Origin of the sequence: Janthinobacterium sp. EB271-G4-7A, assembly GCF_020858075.1 — a bacterium.
Taxonomy (GTDB): domain Bacteria; phylum Pseudomonadota; class Gammaproteobacteria; order Burkholderiales; family Burkholderiaceae_D; genus Janthinobacterium; species Janthinobacterium lividum.
This window is the reverse complement of sequence record NZ_JACYMI010000001.1, coordinates 2,777,251-2,792,868: the sequence shown is the minus strand read 5'-3', so window position 1 is coordinate 2,792,868 and position 15,618 is coordinate 2,777,251. Positions and strand designations below refer to the sequence as shown.

Sequence of the window (15,618 nt, the reverse complement as noted above, 5' to 3'; positions counted from 1 at the left end):
CATAGCAGTACACAACATCAGCAGGAACTCCCATGTCAGATAGCGCAGTAACACCAAATACCCCAGTCCGATTGACCGAATTTGCCCATGGCGGCGGCTGCGGCTGCAAAATTGCGCCGGGCGTGCTGGCCGACATTTTAAAGGGCAGCGGCGGCTTTCCCTTGCCGAAGGAATTGCTGGTCGGTATAGAAACCTCGGATGACGCGGCCGTCTACCAGCTCAACGACGAGCAGGCGCTGATCGCCACGACGGATTTCTTCATGCCCATCGTCGACGACCCGTTCGACTTCGGCCGCATCGCCGCCACCAATGCCATTTCCGACGTGTACGCCATGGGCGGCACGCCCATCATGGCGCTGGCCCTGGTCGGCATGCCGATCAACAAGCTGCCGGTGGAAACCATCGGCCTCATATTGAAAGGCGGCGAAACCATCTGCGCACAGGCCGGCATCCCCATCGCGGGCGGCCACACCATCGATTCCGTCGAGCCGATCTATGGCCTGGTCGTGCTGGGCCTCGTGCATCCGTCGCAGGTGAAACGCAATGCTGGCGCGCGCGTCGGCGACAAACTGGTGCTGGGCAAGCCGATCGGCGTGGGCATCTTGTCGGCCGCGCTGAAAAAGAATGCGCTCGACGCGGACGGCTACGCTTTCCTGATCGACAACACCACCAAATTGAATACCCCGGGCAAGAAGCTGGCCCTGCTGGACGGCGTGCATGCGCTGACGGACGTGACGGGCTTCGGCTTGCTGGGCCACACGCTGGAACTGGCGCGCGGCGCCAAGCTGCAGGCGCGCATCGCCATGGCTTCCGTGCCGCTGCTGCCGCAAGTGCAGCAACTGGCGCAAAATGGCAACATCACGGGCGCATCAAGCCGCAACTGGCAGGGCTATGGCGCGCAAGTGGCGCTGGCCGACAGCCTGAGCGCCATCGACAAGGCGATCCTGACGGACCCGCAAACGGCCGGCCCCCTGCTGGTGGCCTGCGCGCCGGATGCCGTCGAGCAAGTGCTGGCGATTTTCCGCGCCGAAGGCTTTGCCGACGCCGTCGTCATCGGCGAGATGCAGGAAGGCAGTACCGGGGTTTCCGTATATTAATGAACAATTTTTTAAAGGCAGTCCCATGAGCACATTCTCCAACAAATTCCCCGCCATCCTGGCCACCGTCGCCGCCACCCTGGCCATCCACAGCGGCCTGGCGCAGGCGCAGCAAGTGTTGCGCGTGTCCGCCATTCCCGATGAAGCGCCGACGGAATTGCAGCGCAAGTTCAAGCCGCTGGGCAGCTATCTGGAGAAAAAGCTGGGCATGAAGGTGGAATTCACGCCTGTCACCGATTACGCGGCCTCCGTGGAAGGCTTGATCAATAACAAGCTCGACATGGTCTGGTTCGGCGGTTTTACCTTCGTGCAAGCGAACGTGCGCAGCGGCGGCAAGATCGTCCCGCTGGTGCAGCGCGAGGAAGACACGAAGTTCCGCTCCGTGTTTGTGACCACCAGCAAGGACATCAACCAGTTGTCCGACCTGAAAGGCAAGAATTTCACGTTCGGCTCGGAATCGTCGACATCCGGTCACTTGATGCCACGCTACTACTTGCTGGCCGCCAAGATCAATCCGGACACGGACATGAAGCGCATCGCGTTTTCCGGCGCGCATGACGCCACCGTGGCGGCAGTGGCCGGCGGCAAGGTCGACGCGGGCACCTTGAACATTTCCGTATGGGAAAAGCTCGTGGAAGCGAAAAAGGTCGATCCAAGCAAGGTGCGCGTGTTCTACACGACACCGGGCTACTACGACTACAACTGGAGCGTGCGCGCCGACATGAACCCCGTCGTGCGCAAGAAGCTGACGGACGCCTTCCTGGCGCTGGACCCTTCCACGCCTGAAGGCAAGGAAATCCTCGAGCTGCAGCGCGCCACCAAATTCATCCCGACCAAGGCCGAGAACTACAAGGATATCGAAGCGGCCGCGCGCGATGCGAAGTTGTTGAAGTAACTTTTACCGTAGGTCGGATTAGCGGCGAAGCCGCGTAATCCGACACAGGCAATAATGCCAACAATGTTGTCGGATTACGGCCTGCGGCCTAATCCGACCTACCGATTTCTCAAGCATGACATTCCAACTTCACAAGGTCAGCGTCCAACACGCGGGCGCCGTCGGCAATGCGCTGGCCCTGCGCGACCTCGACCTGGACGTGGCCCAAGGTGAACAGATCGCCCTGATCGGCCCTTCCGGCGCCGGCAAGACCAGCCTGCTGCACACGCTCGCTTGCGCGCTGCGCCCCGAGTCCGGCAACTTGCGCATCCTTGGCAGCTCTCCCTGGCAGCTCGGCAGCGCCGAACGCCACGCCTTGCGCGCGCGCCTGTTCCTGGCGCCGCAAACGCCGCCGCTGCCGCCGCGCCAGCGGGTCGTCAACGCCGTGCTGGCGGGACGCTTGCCGCAATGGAGCTTGTGGACGGCCATCCGTTCGCTACTGGCGCCAGTCGACCCGCGCGCCGCGTGGGAAGCCCTGGGCAAGTTCAACCTGCAGGATAAACTGTATGCGCGTGTCGACCGCCTGTCCGGCGGCGAACGCCAGCGCTGCGGCATGGCGCGCGCGCTCGTGTCGGATGCGGAAGTGTTCCTCGTCGACGAACCCTTGTCCGCGCTCGACCCCACACTCGCCTTGCAGACGATCCATGTGCTACAAGCCGAAGCGCAGGCGCGCAACGCCACGCTGATCTGCAGCCTGCACCAGGTGGAAATCGCCCGCGCCTGCTTTACGCGCATCGTCGCCCTGCGCGATGGCAAGATCGTCTTCGACTTGCCTGGCTCCCAGGTCAGCGACGCCATGATCGCCGAGCTGTACCGCAACAAGGCCGATCCCGCGCCGCAGTTCGAGGCCGTGGAAACGAATCTGGATGCCGCGAGGCCCCTTTGCTGACGAGCACTGCCATCCCCCGCGACCCCGCCTGGCGCGGCCGCCTGACCGGCGCCGCCATCGTGCTGCTCGTACTGTGGCCGATGCTGGTGCAGGCCGAGTTCAAGCCGTGGATCTTATGGGATGCGCAAAGCCTGGCAGCCACCTGGCAATTCATCGCCAGCTTCGTGCCGCCGGCCCACTCGCTGGAATTCCTGCAACTGGTGGCTGTGTCCAGCTGGGAAACCATTGCCATGGCCACGGCCGGCATGGCGCTGGCCATGCTGGGCGCCATCCCGCTGACCCTGCTGGTAACGGAGCGCCTGTCCATTTCGCGCATCGGCAGCGGCACCGTTTCACCGCTGTCCGCCGCCTTGCGCCATGGCGTGCGCGCGCTGCTGGTGCTGCTGCGCAGCGTGCCGGAACTGGTCTGGGCATTATTGCTGGTGCGCATAGTCGGCCTGGGACCGACGGCGGGCGTGATCGCCATTGCCCTCACCTATTGCGGCATGCTGGGCAAGGTGTACGCGGAAATCCTTGAATCGTCGGATGCGTCCGCCTGCAACGCCCTGCTCCACAATGGCAGCGGCAGATTGAAGGCCTTGCTGTACGGCGCCTTGCCCGAGTCGGCCGCCGAACTGGTGTCGTACACGATTTACCGCTGGGAATGCGCGATCCGCGGCTCCGTCGTCATGGGATTTGTCGGCGCAGGCGGCCTGGGCCAGCGCATAGATGAATCGATGAAGATGATGGCGGGCAGCGAGCTGGCCACCATGCTGATGGTCTTCGTGCTGCTGGTGGCCGGCGCCGACGCCGTGTCCGCCATGCTGCGCCGGAGGCTGGCATGAAGCATCAGCATTTCGCCTCGATGCCCGCGCCTGCTCCCGTGCGCTGGTCGACCTGGGCCTTGCTGGCCGGTTTGTTGCTGCTGGTCATCGCCAGCTTCGCCACCCTGCCCTTGAAATGGGGCGAGTTTTTCAGTGCCGACGCCGTGCGCACGAGCGCCGACTTCCTGCACGGCTTCGCCCCGCCCGAGCTGGCCAGCCCCTTTCTGATGAAAGTCGGCGTTGCCACGTTCGAGACCCTGGCCATGTCGGCCATCGGCACGGTGATCGCGGCAGTATTGGGCGCATTGCTGGCCCTGCCCGCCAGCGGGCGTTTCGGCAATGTGGCGCGCAACGCGACGCGTGGCGTGTTGAATGTGCTGCGTTCGATCCCGGAACTGGTGTGGGCTTCGATCCTGCTGATCGCCGCCGGCCTGGGCCCGTTCGCCGGCACCCTGGCGCTGGCCCTGCACACGGTGGGCGTGCTGGGGCGATTGTTTGCCGATGCCTTCGAGAATTGCCCGCCCTTGCCGGCCGCCACCTTGCGCATCAATGGCGCGCGGCCCGCCGTGGCCTTCCTGTACGCGACCTTGCCACAGTGCAGCCCGCAAATGATGTCCTACACCTTGTACCGCTGGGAAAACAATATCCGCGCCGCCGCCATCCTCGGCGTCGTCGGCGCGGGCGGCCTGGGGCAAATGCTGAAGTACCATCTGTCGCTGTTCCAGATGCAGAACGCCGCCACCGTCATCGTCGCCATGCTGATGATGGTGGCCGCCGTCGATGGCCTCAGCTACCTGCTGCGCCGCGCCATGACCCGTTAAATTTTACTTTTCACAAGGAACGCCCATGTCAGGCTGGTGGACCATTATCTCGACAGAAACGCCGGAGCAGATGGCCGATATGACGAAAGTCAACAAGGACGCATTTCTCGCCACCTGGGAAGCAGGCCTGTTCGGCGCCGACTGGATTGCGCAATTGTGCGCACAAGGCAAGGCGACTCAGCTGGCCTTCAACGGCTTTCCCAACCGCTACACAGCCCTGGCAGACGACATCGTTCCCCTGCTGCAGGCGGGCATCGCCGAAGCGCAGGATGGCGAATTTCCACAGGACCGCCTGACGGGCTGGCCCGGCTGCATTACCGTGCACCCGCAGCGCATTGCCGCATGTGAGCCAGGGCAATTGCTGACGATCGAAGTGTGGGACCAGTCATAAAAAACGCGCGTGTACCTGTATTGTTAAAAAGAGCTTTGCCGGACCGGGCCTTCAGGATAATCTTGAAGACTATTCACTACTTTTCAGAGCCGCCATGAAAACCTTCGCCTCCATATGTATTACCGTTGCCTTGCTGACGTCGCAGCCTGCCATGGCGCAGGAAGCGCAGGAAGTGGCGGCCGCTAAAATTGCTGCGGAAAGTTGGCTCAAGCGCATGGATGCGGGCGACGAGGCTGGCACCTGGGACGCCAGCGCCGCATCGCTGCGCAGCGAAATGTCGAAATCAAGCTGGAAGATGGTCATCACGGCCGTGCACTGGCCGCTGGGCGAGTTCAAGTCACGCAAGCTCAAGTCTGCCGCGCTGCAAAAGGCGACGGCTGGCAAACCAGGGCCGGACAAAGTCGTTATCGATTATGTGAGCCAGTACGAAAACAAGGCCAACGTGCAGGAAACCATCACGACGGTACTCGAAAAAGGTTCTAGCTGGAAAGTTTCCGGATATAACATCAACGGCTAATCACCTACCTCGAGGACCGCGTTCCCCACCGTGCAGGCGGACGACAGGCAGCAGCAGCCGCCTTAATGTCCCTGGCATCAAGAGCCGGCGTAGTGCAACCTAAATGAAGGCATTGCAAGATTGAACAACATTGTCATCCACCCCACCATCGCCAGCGACTGGCCAGCCCTGAAAGCCGCACGCCTGGCCGCCCTGCTCGACGCCCCCACGGCCTTTGGCGCCAGCCACGCCAGCGCCGCCGCTTTTTCCGATGCCGACTGGCAGCAGCGTGCCGTCAGCACGCCGCAGCGCACGTTTTTCCTCGCCTTCGATGGAGAACAGCCCATCGGCCTCGCCGCGCAAGTCGTGGCCGGCAATGGCGAGTGCCATCTGATCGCCATGTGGGTACATCCGGTATATCGGGGCATGGCCGTGGCGCAGGGCCTGGTCGAGGCCGTGAAACAATGCGCCGTCGGCAACGGCCACACGCGGCTGGTGCTCGACGTGGCGCCGGAGAACACCCGCGCGGCCGCGTTTTACCAGAAACAGGGGTTTGTCTTTCTACCGGAATGGGAAGCGCTGGAAAGCCACCCGCATATCCAGGTGCAGAAGATGGAGTGGCTGGCGGCTGCATGAACTCAAGCAATTGGAACAGCCCGAGGATGAACTGTGCTTGACTGGGTTTTTGATGCCATCGCTTGGATAGTTCGCCTGTTGCTCTATAACCTGTTAGGAACAGTCATCGAAAAGCTGTTCTATTGGCCGGGCTGGGCAATGCTACGGCTGCTCACGCTGGGCCACTACCCTCCAGCGAGGGGGACGCCTCACAATCACTTTGCCATCGCGCTGTTTGCTGCGACAGTCATTGCTTCCGGCTTGTTGATGGCATTGACGTAAATACTATTGCGCGTATGGGGGAAATTCAGCGATTTCATACACTCCGTTTATCCAAATTTGCATTCTGTCTTAAACATCTGCCCTTACCTCTGTTTTTTTCTACACTCACGTTTTCATTGATGAGTAGAAAGATAGGGTATGCGTGCAATCAAACAAGCTGGTCTTCTGCTGTGTTTATACGGCGCCGCAGTGCAGGCTTACGCTGATACGGATCAAACCGTGGAGCAAGCGGGCCAGGAGGCGGCGTCCGTCAATGTCAAAGGCATCCGCGATCCGGACTGGAAGCCCTACAGTGCCATGCTCAAGGGCGTCAAGCGCTTCGAGGAAAAGCACGGCCTGGCGCCTGGCGCCGAATTGCGCTTCATCCTGGAACCGCGCCGTGCCGATGTCGACATGCACGCCATCGCGCTGCGGCTGGAAAGCGACGAGGCTGGCATGGCGATACCGCTGGGGGAGCGCAATATCTTCAGCTTGCCCGTCGAGCCGGGTCCGCTGTATGAGAAGGCCGAGCTGACCGTGAACCGCAAGGCGGGGTCGGTCAGGTGGATCCCATACGTCAGGAGTGCGGCCACCAGCGACACGCTCCGCCGCCTTGGCGACTTGCGGCTGGCGTGCGAAGTGCATTGGGCCATCGACAAGGAAACCTTGCCTTTCGCCATGCGCACGGCGATGGGCGCATTGGGCGGCCCCTGCAATTTCGTGTCGCAAAAGGGAACCTACAGCTTTTCCGAGCCGCGGCGCATCACGGCGGCGACGATCAGCTTCAACGGCAAGAGCGCGCCCGTGCCCTTCAGCGGCTCGTCGTTTACGCCGCCGCTGCGGGAGCAGGACTGGAGCGATGACAGCGTGCTCGAACTGACATTCGACAACGATTAAACGGCGCTGGGGCTATTTGACCCGCTGCTTTTCCAGCTTGCGCGCCAGGGTGCGCCGGTGCATGCCCAGCCGTCTGGCCGTTTCCGAGATATTGAAATCCGTCTCGGCCAGCATTTCGTGGATGCGTTCCCATTCCAGGGTCTTGATGTTGGTGGCGCGGTTCGTCAGTTCGATATCGGCGTTGCCGGCCACGTGGCCGAAGGCCGCTTCGATGTCGTCCGTGTTCGACGGTTTCGCCAGGTACTGGCAGGCGCCCAGCTTGATCGCTTCGACGGCCGTGCCGATGCTGGCGTAACCCGTCAGCACGACGATCAGCATCTCCGGGTCGTGCTGGTGCAGCATCTGCACGCAGGCCAGGCCCGAGGTATTGCCATTCAACTTCAAATCGACGACGGCGTAGTCGGGGCAATGCTGCTCCAGCAAGGCGCTCGCTTCATCGAAATTGGTGGCCAGGATGACCTGGTAGCCGCGCCGCTCGAACGAGCGGCCCAGGGTGCGGGCAAACGCGGCATCGTCTTCCACGATCAGTAACAGACGGTCATCCTGCATGGTGGTCGCTTTCTCTTTCCAGTTTGATGGCCGCCAGCGGCAAGGCCAGGTGCACCACCGCCCCGCCCTGCACCCTGTTGCGCGCCGTTACCGTGCCGCCCAGGGTACGCGCGACATTGACCACCAGGAACAGCCCGAGGCCGCCGCCGGGCTTGCCCTTGCTGCTTTGGTACGGTTTGCCCAGGTGCGTCAGCATCGATGGCTCGAAGCCGGGGCCCGCATCGGTAATGACCAGGTGCAAGGCGTCCGCTTCGCGCGTCGCTTCGAAGCGCAGCCACTCGGGCGACGCTTCCAGCGCATTGTCGAGCACATTGCAGATGGTTTGTTTCAGGGTAGAATCGAAGACGACGGGCACGTCGTGCTCGATGCGGTTATCGTACTCGAAATCCTGGATCGGGCGGCTGGTGCGCCACTCGTCGACCAGGTCGTTGAGGAAGGTATTGATCGTCGTCTTGACGGACGATTCGCCGCGCGCCTCGCCCGCCGACAGCAAGATGCCGCTGACGATGCTCTTGCAGCGCTGCAACTGCGCCTGCATTTCCGTGATTTCTTCCAGCAATTCGCTGTTCTTGCTCAGCTCCGGCATGCGGCGCCAGTCGCCGAGGATGACGGACAGGGTCGCCAGCGGCGTGCCCAGCTCGTGCGCGGCGCCCGAGGCCAGCAGGCCCATGCGGATGATGTGCTCCTCTTCCGCCGCGCGCTGGCGCAGGTCGGCCACCTTGGCGTCGCCGGCGCGCTGGTTGCGGTTGATGCGCGTGATGAACACCACCAGCAAGGCGGCGTTCAAGATGAAGCAGATCAGCAAGCCTTGCACGTACAGGCTGGAAAAGCCCCGCTCGGGGTCGATCGGCAGGATCAAGGGGCCGGGCAGCAAGGCCAGGCCGGCCAGGCACAGGCTGGTAATGGCTACCATGATCCACGTCGACCACACTTCCAGCAGCACGGCGCTGAGGATGACTTGCAGTAAGTAAAGGAAGGCGAACGGGTTGCTGATGCCGCCGCTCAGGTAGAGCTGGGCCGTCAGCACGGTAACGTCGACCAGCAGAGCGAGGAACAGGGCCGTGTTGGAGACGGGCTGTCGTTCGTGCCAGCGCAAGAGGCTGGCCAGGTTGAAAGCGATGAGGCAGGACAGCACTTCGAGCATGTAGGGCACGGGCAAGGCGATGCCCAGTCCCACGCCCACGCCGAAGATCGTGCTGATCTGGCCGATCACGGCCAGCCAGCGCAGCTGGATCAGCAGCTTCATGTTCTGGTGGCCGGCCGGATGTTCCATCTCGGCCGCCACCGCACCGCGCTCTAAGACTTCGCGGTTGGGCAGGATCTCAATCCTGCCCGGCATGGTCGCTTTCTTGCGATTGATCAAGGTGCTGTTGGGACAAGCCAGCCTTGCGCGCGCGGCGGCGCTTGTCCTCGCGCACGATCCACCACGTGATGCCGGCCACCATCAGGGCCAGCGCAAACCACGTCAAGGCATAAACCAGATGGTTGTTGTGGAAGGAAATCACGGTCAGGCCGCCGACAGGGGCGTCGCTGGCCGTTTCCGATTTTTCCTTCGCATCGACAAAATATGGCGCCACATTGGTCAGCATGTGCGAGGCGCCGATGGCGGCCACGTCGCGCGAATACCAGTGCTGCGTGGCAGGACTGTTTTCGCGCAGGAAACCGCCGCCCGTCTCGCTGACGCGCAGCAAGCCGTCGACGTGCACGATGCCGGCCGGCGTGCTGGCGGCGATGCCTTCGCGTTTCGGCACGAAGCCGCGGTTGACCAGCACGGTGCTGCCATCGGCCAGGCGCAATGGCGTGATCAGCCAATAACCGCTGCCCAGTGCCGTCGTTGCCTGCACCAGGGTATTGAAAATGGGGAGATAGGTACCGGAGAGTCGCACATGGCGGTATTCATCCGTTTGCTGCGTGACACTGGCCCAGGCTGCGGGTCCAGGTGCGTCCGTTGCGGGCGCATGTACGCGTTGTTCGACGCGCTCGATCAGGTCAAGCTTCCAGAAGAGGCGCTTGACTTGCCAGGTGCCCAGGGCACAGAAACCGGCAAACAAGATCCCCGCCAGCAAGGCCAGTGCATACCGCACGACCATGCCGCGTGGGCCTGGCGCGGCATCTTGCGATGCGGCGCCAGGGGCGCGCCCGGTGTTGCTTGGGCGCGTTTGACTCATCATGGAGCCGTTTTCGTATGCATGTACTCAGGCATCAGATCCGGCATCATGTTGTGGTTCATGTGGTACATGACCCACAGGGAACCGGCCATGGCAATACCCACGATCATGATGGTGAAGATCAGCGCCATCATGTTCCAGCCGCCTTCCGACTTGGTGTTCATGTGCAGGAAGTACACCATGTGCACGACCACTTGAACCGCCGCGAACGCCAGCAGGACCAGGCCCATGGTGCCCGAGTTGGTGATGGCTTTCGTCATCACCAGCCAGAACGGAATGGCCGTCAGGATCACCGACAGGATGAAGCCGATAGCATAGCTTTTCAGGCTGCCATGATCGTGATTGTCATGGTGGTGGCTATCGCCGTGTGTGTGGTGGTCGCTCATGGCAGCACTCCCATCAGGTAGACAAAGGTGAAGACGCCGATCCAGATGACGTCCAGGAAATGCCAGAACAGCGACAGGCACATCATGCGACGGCCGTTTTCCGGGGTCAGGCCATGCTTGTTCAACTGGAACATCAAGGTCACGAGCCAGATCACGCCGAACGTCACGTGCAAGCCGTGGGTACCGACCAGTGCAAAGAACGACGATAGGAACGCGCTGCGCTGCGGACCGGCGCCTTCGTGGATCAGATGAATGAATTCATACATTTCCAGCGACAGGAAGGCCAGGCCGAACAGGCCCGTGATGCCCAGCCAGACCAGGGTGCTGCGCAATTGCTTGCGCTGCATGGCCAGCATGGCGAAGCCGTAGGTGATCGACGACAGCAGCAGCATGGCCGTGTTGACGGCCACCAGCGGCAGGTCGAACAGCGCGGCGCCCGTCGGGCCGTCCGCGTAGCTGCGGCCGACCACGGCGTACGTGGCGAACAGACAGGCGAAGATCAGGCAATCGCTCATCAGGTAGAGCCAGAAACCCAGCAGGCTGCCGTTTTCCGGGTGGTGCTCGCGCACAAAGTAGCTGCGCGTGCTTGGTGCGGCGCCAGCGGCGCCGGTGTTATGGGCGATGGTATCAGACATGGCTGCTCAGCAATTTAGTATAAGCGTCTTCGGTACGGACCACTTCTTCCGCAGGAATGTAGTAATCGCGCTTGTAGTTAAAGGTATGGACGATGATGGTGACCATCATGATCACGAAGCCAATGCTGGCAACGAGCCACATTTGCCAGATCAGGCCAAAACCGACCAGTGCGGACAGTGCGGCGATCACGAAACCAGCCCAGGTGTTCTTCGGCATGTGGATCTTCGTGAAACCGGACGTCGGACGCTGGTAACCGTGTTTCTTCATGTCAGTCCATGCATCGAGTTCGTGCACTTGTGGCGTGAAGGCGAAATTATAGTCTGGCGGTGGCGACGACGTCGACCATTCCAGCGTACGGCCGCCCCATGGGTCGCCGGTCACGTCGCGCAGGGCGTGACGGTTGCGGTAGCTGACATAGAACTGGATCAGCATGGAAGCGATGCCCAGTGCGATCGAGACGGCGCCAAACCAGGCGATGATGGTCCAGATTTGCAGCGATGGATCTTCAAAGTGGTTGACACGACGGGTCACGCCCATCAGGCCCAGCACGTACAGCGGCATGAAGGCCAGGTAGAAGCCGACGAACCAGAACCAGAACGAGCACTTGCCCCAGAACGCGTCGAGCTTGTAGCCGAAGGCTTTCGGGTACCAGTAGTTGATCGCAGCGAATACACCGAAGACCACGCCGCCGATAATCACGTTATGGAAGTGGGCAATCAGGAACAGGCTGTTGTGCAATACGAAGTCAGCTGGTGGTACGGCCAGCAGCACGCCGGTCATGCCGCCGATGGTGAAGGTGACCATGAAGCCGATCGTCCACAGCATGGGCAGTTCGAAGCGGATACGGCCGCGGTACATGGTAAACAGCCAGTTGAAGATCTTCGCGCCCGTCGGGATCGAGATGATCATCGTCGTGATGCCGAAGAAGGAGTTGACGCTGGCGCCCGAACCCATGGTGAAGAAGTGATGCAGCCATACCAGGTACGACAGGATCATGATGACGCAGGTGGCGTACACCATCGAGGCGTAGCCGAACAGGCGCTTGCTGCTGAAGGTGGCAACGACTTCCGAGAACACGCCGAACAGCGGCAGGATCAGGATGTAGACCTCAGGGTGACCCCAGATCCAGATCAGGTTGACGTACATCATGGCGTTGCCGCCCAGCTCCGTCGTGAAGAAGTTAAAGCCTGCAACGCGGTCCAGCGACAGCATGGCCAGCACAGCCGTCAGCACCGGGAAAGCGGCGACGATCAGGATGTTGGTGCACAGTGCGGTCCAGGTAAAGACGGGCATTTTCATCCAGGTCATGCCTGGCGCGCGCATCTTGACGATGGTGGCGATCAGGTTGACACCGGACAATAGCGTCCCGACCCCGGCAATCTGCAAGGACCAGATGTAATAGTCTACCCCCACGTCCGGACTGCCGACGATGCCCGACAGCGGCGGATAGGCCAGCCAGCCCGTGCGGGCGAATTCGCCGACGAACAGCGAAGCCATGACCAGGGCGGCGCCCATGGTGGTCATCCAGAAGCTGAAGTTGTTAAGGAATGGGAAAGCCACGTCGCGCGCGCCGATTTGCAGCGGCACCACGTAGTTCATCAGACCCGTCACGAAAGGCATCGCGACGAAGAAGATCATGATCACGCCGTGGGCGGTGAAGATCTGGTCGTAGTGATGCGGTGGCAGGAAGCCGGCATTGTCGCCAAAGGCGACAGCCTGCTGGGTGCGCATCATGAGCGCGTCGGCAAAGCCGCGCAGCAGCATGACGAGGCCCAGGATCATGTACATGATACCGATTTTTTTATGGTCGATACTGGTGATCCAGTCGCGCCACAGGGTACCCCAGACGCGGAAATACGTCAGTGCCGCAACGAGTGCGATACCGCCCAGGGCAACCATGGCAAAGGTCACCAGCAGGATAGGTTCGTGAAATGGAATTGCATCCCAAGTCAGACGGCCGAATATAAGCTTCGTCAGATCAATATGGTCTAGCATTGTTACTCTCAGAGAAAAAAGGGAGGCGCCAGGCAAGCGGCGCCAGTATCTGCAGCGCAATGCGCTGCGGGATTCATGCAGTCGTTACTTGGCTTGAACGCCCTTTTCAACTACTGCATCGCTAGCGACTACTGCCGTTACGGCCGCTACCGGGCTATTTGCCATCGTCAATTTGTATGGCTCGACCGGCGTCACGCACAGGGCGTCGGAAACGATGGTGCGGTTCAGGATTGCCTTGTACAGATCGCTAGGTACGGCGCTGTAGCGGCGGACCGGGTCGCGTTCGCTAGGCTGGGCCAGCGACAGGTAGTCGTCGCGGTTCAGCGCGCCGCCACCGGCACGTGCCGATGCCACCCATTTATCGAAGTCCGCATCATTGACGCCGTGGAACTTGAAGCGCATGCCCGAGAAACCGGCACCGCTGTAGTTGGCGGAGAAGCCCTTGTAGACGCCAGGCTTGTTGATGACGGCATTCAACTGCGTTTCCATGCCCGGCATGGCGTAGATCTGACCTGCCAGTGCGGGGATGAAGAACGAGTTCATGACGGACGACGCGGTGATCTTGAAGCGGATCGGACGATCGACGGGCGCGTACAGTTCATTCACGGAAGCGATGCCTTGCTCCGGATAGATGAACAGCCATTTCCAGTCCAGGGCCACGACTTCGACGATCATCGGCTTGTGGCTGGCAGGAATCGGACGGTTGGCGTCGATACGGCTCAGCGGACGATAAGGATCGAGGGTGTGGGTGCTGATCCAGGTCAGCAGGCCCAGCACGATGATGATCAGCAGGGGCGCGCCCCAGATGATCAGCTCGAGGCGAGTCGAGTGGTCCCAGTCCGGCTCGTATTTGGCCGCGGTGTTGTTTTTTCTATAGCGCCATGCGAAAAGCAGGGTCAGGGCGATTACCGGAACGATAATCAACAGCATCAGCAATGTCGAGATGACAATCAAATTGCCTTGCTGAACTGCGATGTCACCAGACGCATTCAGTACCACCGTATTGCAACCAGCCAACAATGCGAGAGGTAAAAGAAGCAGTCCGCGACGAACTTTTAATGAAAACATACAGGAAAGTCCAGTACAGGGGATGAAGATATGGTACTGTATTCTCACTGGAGCGCGTTGGCAATTGGACGTTTTGTCCTACCCCTTGCTCGGACTTTCACTGCGTAGACGCGGAGTTTTCCTACGGCTACCTGATGAATAGTCCTACTCCGGGCGTGAGACACCCGGAGTAAGTTACGCGTTGGCCGAACTCGAAACTATATTGGAGACGATCATCATGTCCAGCACGCGCATACACAGCGGGGATGTACCCGCCGACTTTTCCCCCCACTCCCTGCGCGACGCACGCGGGGCCGGCACGGTCGAATCGCATATCGACCCTGGTGAGATCGCCGTCGGCGTGATCATCGGCCGCGCTTCCGAATACTTTGACTTCTTTGTCTACGCCATCGCCTCGGTGCTGGTGTTTCCGCGCGTCTTCTTCCCGTTTGAAGAACGCCTGGAAGGTACCTTATATGCGTTCCTGATTTTCTCGTTCGCCTTCATCGCCCGCCCCTTCGGCACCGTGATCTTCATGGAGATCCAGCGCCGCATGGGACGCAGCGCCAAGCTGACGATCGCCCTCTTCCTGCTGGGCGTGTCGACGGCCGGCATCGCCTTCCTGCCAACCTATTCGCACCTGGGCTTTGCCGCCATCATCTGGCTGTCCGTGCTGCGCATCGGCCAGGGCGTGGCGCTGGGCGGCTCGTGGGATGGCCTGCCATCGCTGCTGGCCCTGAACGCGCCGGAAAACAAGCGCGGCTGGTACGCCATGCTGGGCCAGCTGGGTGCGCCCGCCGGCTTCCTGATCGCCGCCGGCCTGTTCTGGTTCATGCTGACCACCCTGACGGATGAAGACTTCCTCGACTGGGGCTGGCGCTATCCGTTCTATGTGGCGTTCGCCATCAACGTGGTGGCCCTGTTTGCCCGCTTGCGCCTGGTGTCGACGAATGAATATGCGCGCCTGCTGGACGAACGCGAACTGCAGCCCGTGAGCGTGTTTGAAATGAGCCGCGGCCAGGGCCGCAACGTGCTGATCGGCGCCCTCGCCGCGCTGGCCAGCTACGCCCTGTTCCACCTGGTGACCGTGTTCCCGCTGTCGTGGATTTCCGTCTACCAGACGCGTTCCGCTTCGGACTTCCTGCAAGTGCAAATGATGGGCGCCGTGCTGGCTGCCATCGGCGTGGTGATTTCCGGCTTGCTGGCCGATAAGGTGGGCCGCCGCACCACCCTGGGCGTGCTGGCCGTGCTGATCGCCATCTTCAGCGCCTTCGTGCCGACCCTGATGGGTGGCGGCAACTTCGGCCAGGATGTCTTCATCCTCGTCGGCTTCAGCCTGCTGGGCTTGTCCTACGGCCAGGCAGCCGGCGCCGTGACGGCCAACTTCCCTGCCCGCTTCCGCTACACGGGCGCGGCATTGACGTCCGACCTGGCCTGGCTGGTCGGCGCCGGCTTCGCCCCGCTGGTGGCGCTGGGCCTGTCGGCCAACTTCGGCCTCGCCTATGTCAGCTTCTACCTGCTGTCAGGCGCCGTCGCCTCGCTGGCCGCCCTGAGCCTGAACCGGGCGCTGGAAATCCGCGACTGACATATATATATATAGAGGCAAACCGGGTGGCAGCGCGCTGCCACCCAG

18 protein-coding genes are annotated in these 15,618 nt (G+C 61.5%); 11 read left to right on the top strand and 7 right to left on the bottom strand.

All coding sequences use genetic code 11. From position 1 onward, the window contains the following. Positions 1–32 precede the first annotated feature (32 nt). From selD to IGS58_RS12575, 10 genes are all read left to right on the top strand, one after another. Positions 33–1,097, top strand: a complete 1,065-nt coding sequence (selD, locus tag IGS58_RS12620) for a selenide, water dikinase SelD (protein ID WP_230521564.1) — start codon at positions 33–35, stop codon at positions 1,095–1,097. A gap of 25 nt (positions 1,098–1,122) precedes the next feature. Then, entirely contained in the window at positions 1,123–1,992 is an 870-nt protein-coding gene (locus tag IGS58_RS12615; protein ID WP_230521563.1) for a putative selenate ABC transporter substrate-binding protein, read from the top strand. 115 nt (positions 1,993–2,107) lie between these two features. Further along, positions 2,108–2,920, top strand: a complete 813-nt coding sequence (locus IGS58_RS12610) for a phosphonate ABC transporter ATP-binding protein (RefSeq protein ID WP_230521562.1) — start codon at positions 2,108–2,110, stop codon at positions 2,918–2,920. Beyond that, a complete protein-coding gene (locus IGS58_RS12605; RefSeq protein WP_230521561.1) occupies positions 2,914–3,744 on the top strand; it encodes a PhnE/PtxC family ABC transporter permease in 831 nt (276 codons plus the stop codon). The genes IGS58_RS12610 and IGS58_RS12605 overlap by 7 nt, the downstream gene beginning before the upstream one ends. After that, a complete protein-coding gene (phnE, locus tag IGS58_RS12600; protein WP_230521560.1) occupies positions 3,741–4,544 on the top strand; it encodes a phosphonate ABC transporter, permease protein PhnE in 804 nt (267 codons plus the stop codon). Before IGS58_RS12605 ends, phnE begins: the two co-directional genes overlap by 4 nt. A 25-nt stretch (positions 4,545–4,569) precedes the next feature. Beyond that, entirely contained in the window at positions 4,570–4,935 is a 366-nt protein-coding gene (locus tag IGS58_RS12595) for a hypothetical protein (protein ID WP_230521559.1), read from the top strand. Between the two features lie 94 nt (positions 4,936–5,029). After that, positions 5,030–5,452, top strand: coding sequence for a DUF4019 domain-containing protein (locus IGS58_RS12590; RefSeq protein WP_230521558.1), 423 nt, complete (start codon positions 5,030–5,032; stop codon positions 5,450–5,452). A gap of 120 nt (positions 5,453–5,572) precedes the next feature. Continuing rightward, on the top strand, positions 5,573–6,067 hold the full coding sequence (locus tag IGS58_RS12585; RefSeq protein WP_230521557.1) for a GNAT family N-acetyltransferase: 495 nt from the start codon (positions 5,573–5,575) through the stop codon (positions 6,065–6,067). A 33-nt stretch (positions 6,068–6,100) separates the two neighbouring features. Next, on the top strand, positions 6,101–6,328 hold the full coding sequence (locus IGS58_RS12580) for a hypothetical protein (protein WP_217495201.1): 228 nt from the start codon (positions 6,101–6,103) through the stop codon (positions 6,326–6,328). A gap of 189 nt (positions 6,329–6,517) precedes the next feature. Next, positions 6,518–7,204, top strand: a complete 687-nt coding sequence (locus IGS58_RS12575; RefSeq protein WP_230521556.1) for a hypothetical protein — start codon at positions 6,518–6,520, stop codon at positions 7,202–7,204. A 12-nt stretch (positions 7,205–7,216) separates the two neighbouring features. Here IGS58_RS12575 and IGS58_RS12570 read toward each other — a convergent pair whose 3' ends face one another. The 7 genes from IGS58_RS12570 to cyoA all read right to left on the bottom strand — a co-directional run bounded on the left by IGS58_RS12570 (position 7,217) and on the right by cyoA (position 14,006). Beyond that, positions 7,217–7,753, bottom strand: a complete 537-nt coding sequence (locus IGS58_RS12570; RefSeq protein WP_034788474.1) for a response regulator transcription factor — start codon at positions 7,751–7,753, stop codon at positions 7,217–7,219. Continuing rightward, positions 7,743–9,092 carry an ATP-binding protein gene (locus IGS58_RS12565; RefSeq protein WP_034788477.1) on the bottom strand — a complete coding sequence of 450 codons (1,350 nt, stop codon included), beginning with the start codon at positions 9,090–9,092 and terminating at the stop codon, positions 7,743–7,745. Before IGS58_RS12565 ends, IGS58_RS12570 begins: the two co-directional genes overlap by 11 nt. After that, positions 9,076–9,924: an SURF1 family protein gene (locus tag IGS58_RS12560; protein ID WP_230521555.1), complete on the bottom strand. Its 849-nt coding sequence runs from the start codon at positions 9,922–9,924 to the stop codon at positions 9,076–9,078. The genes IGS58_RS12565 and IGS58_RS12560 overlap by 17 nt, the downstream gene beginning before the upstream one ends. Further along, complete coding sequence (gene cyoD / locus IGS58_RS12555) at positions 9,921–10,307, bottom strand: cytochrome o ubiquinol oxidase subunit IV (RefSeq protein WP_034788483.1); 387 nt, start codon at positions 10,305–10,307, stop codon at positions 9,921–9,923. Before cyoD ends, IGS58_RS12560 begins: the two co-directional genes overlap by 4 nt. Beyond that, a complete protein-coding gene (cyoC, locus tag IGS58_RS12550) occupies positions 10,304–10,942 on the bottom strand; it encodes a cytochrome o ubiquinol oxidase subunit III (protein WP_034788486.1) in 639 nt (212 codons plus the stop codon). Before cyoC ends, cyoD begins: the two co-directional genes overlap by 4 nt. Continuing rightward, positions 10,935–12,938 (bottom strand): cytochrome o ubiquinol oxidase subunit I, encoded by a 2,004-nt coding sequence (cyoB, locus tag IGS58_RS12545; protein ID WP_070253477.1) that lies wholly within the window; start codon positions 12,936–12,938, stop codon positions 10,935–10,937. The genes cyoC and cyoB overlap by 8 nt, the downstream gene beginning before the upstream one ends. Positions 12,939–13,022: 84 nt before the next feature. Continuing rightward, on the bottom strand, positions 13,023–14,006 hold the full coding sequence (cyoA, locus tag IGS58_RS12540) for a ubiquinol oxidase subunit II (RefSeq protein WP_071653323.1): 984 nt from the start codon (positions 14,004–14,006) through the stop codon (positions 13,023–13,025). A gap of 217 nt (positions 14,007–14,223) precedes the next feature. On the opposite strand from cyoA, the gene IGS58_RS12535 reads away from it, so the two are divergent. Beyond that, positions 14,224–15,570 (top strand): MFS transporter, encoded by a 1,347-nt coding sequence (locus IGS58_RS12535; RefSeq protein WP_070253490.1) that lies wholly within the window; start codon positions 14,224–14,226, stop codon positions 15,568–15,570. The last annotated feature ends 48 nt before the right edge of the window (positions 15,571–15,618 follow it).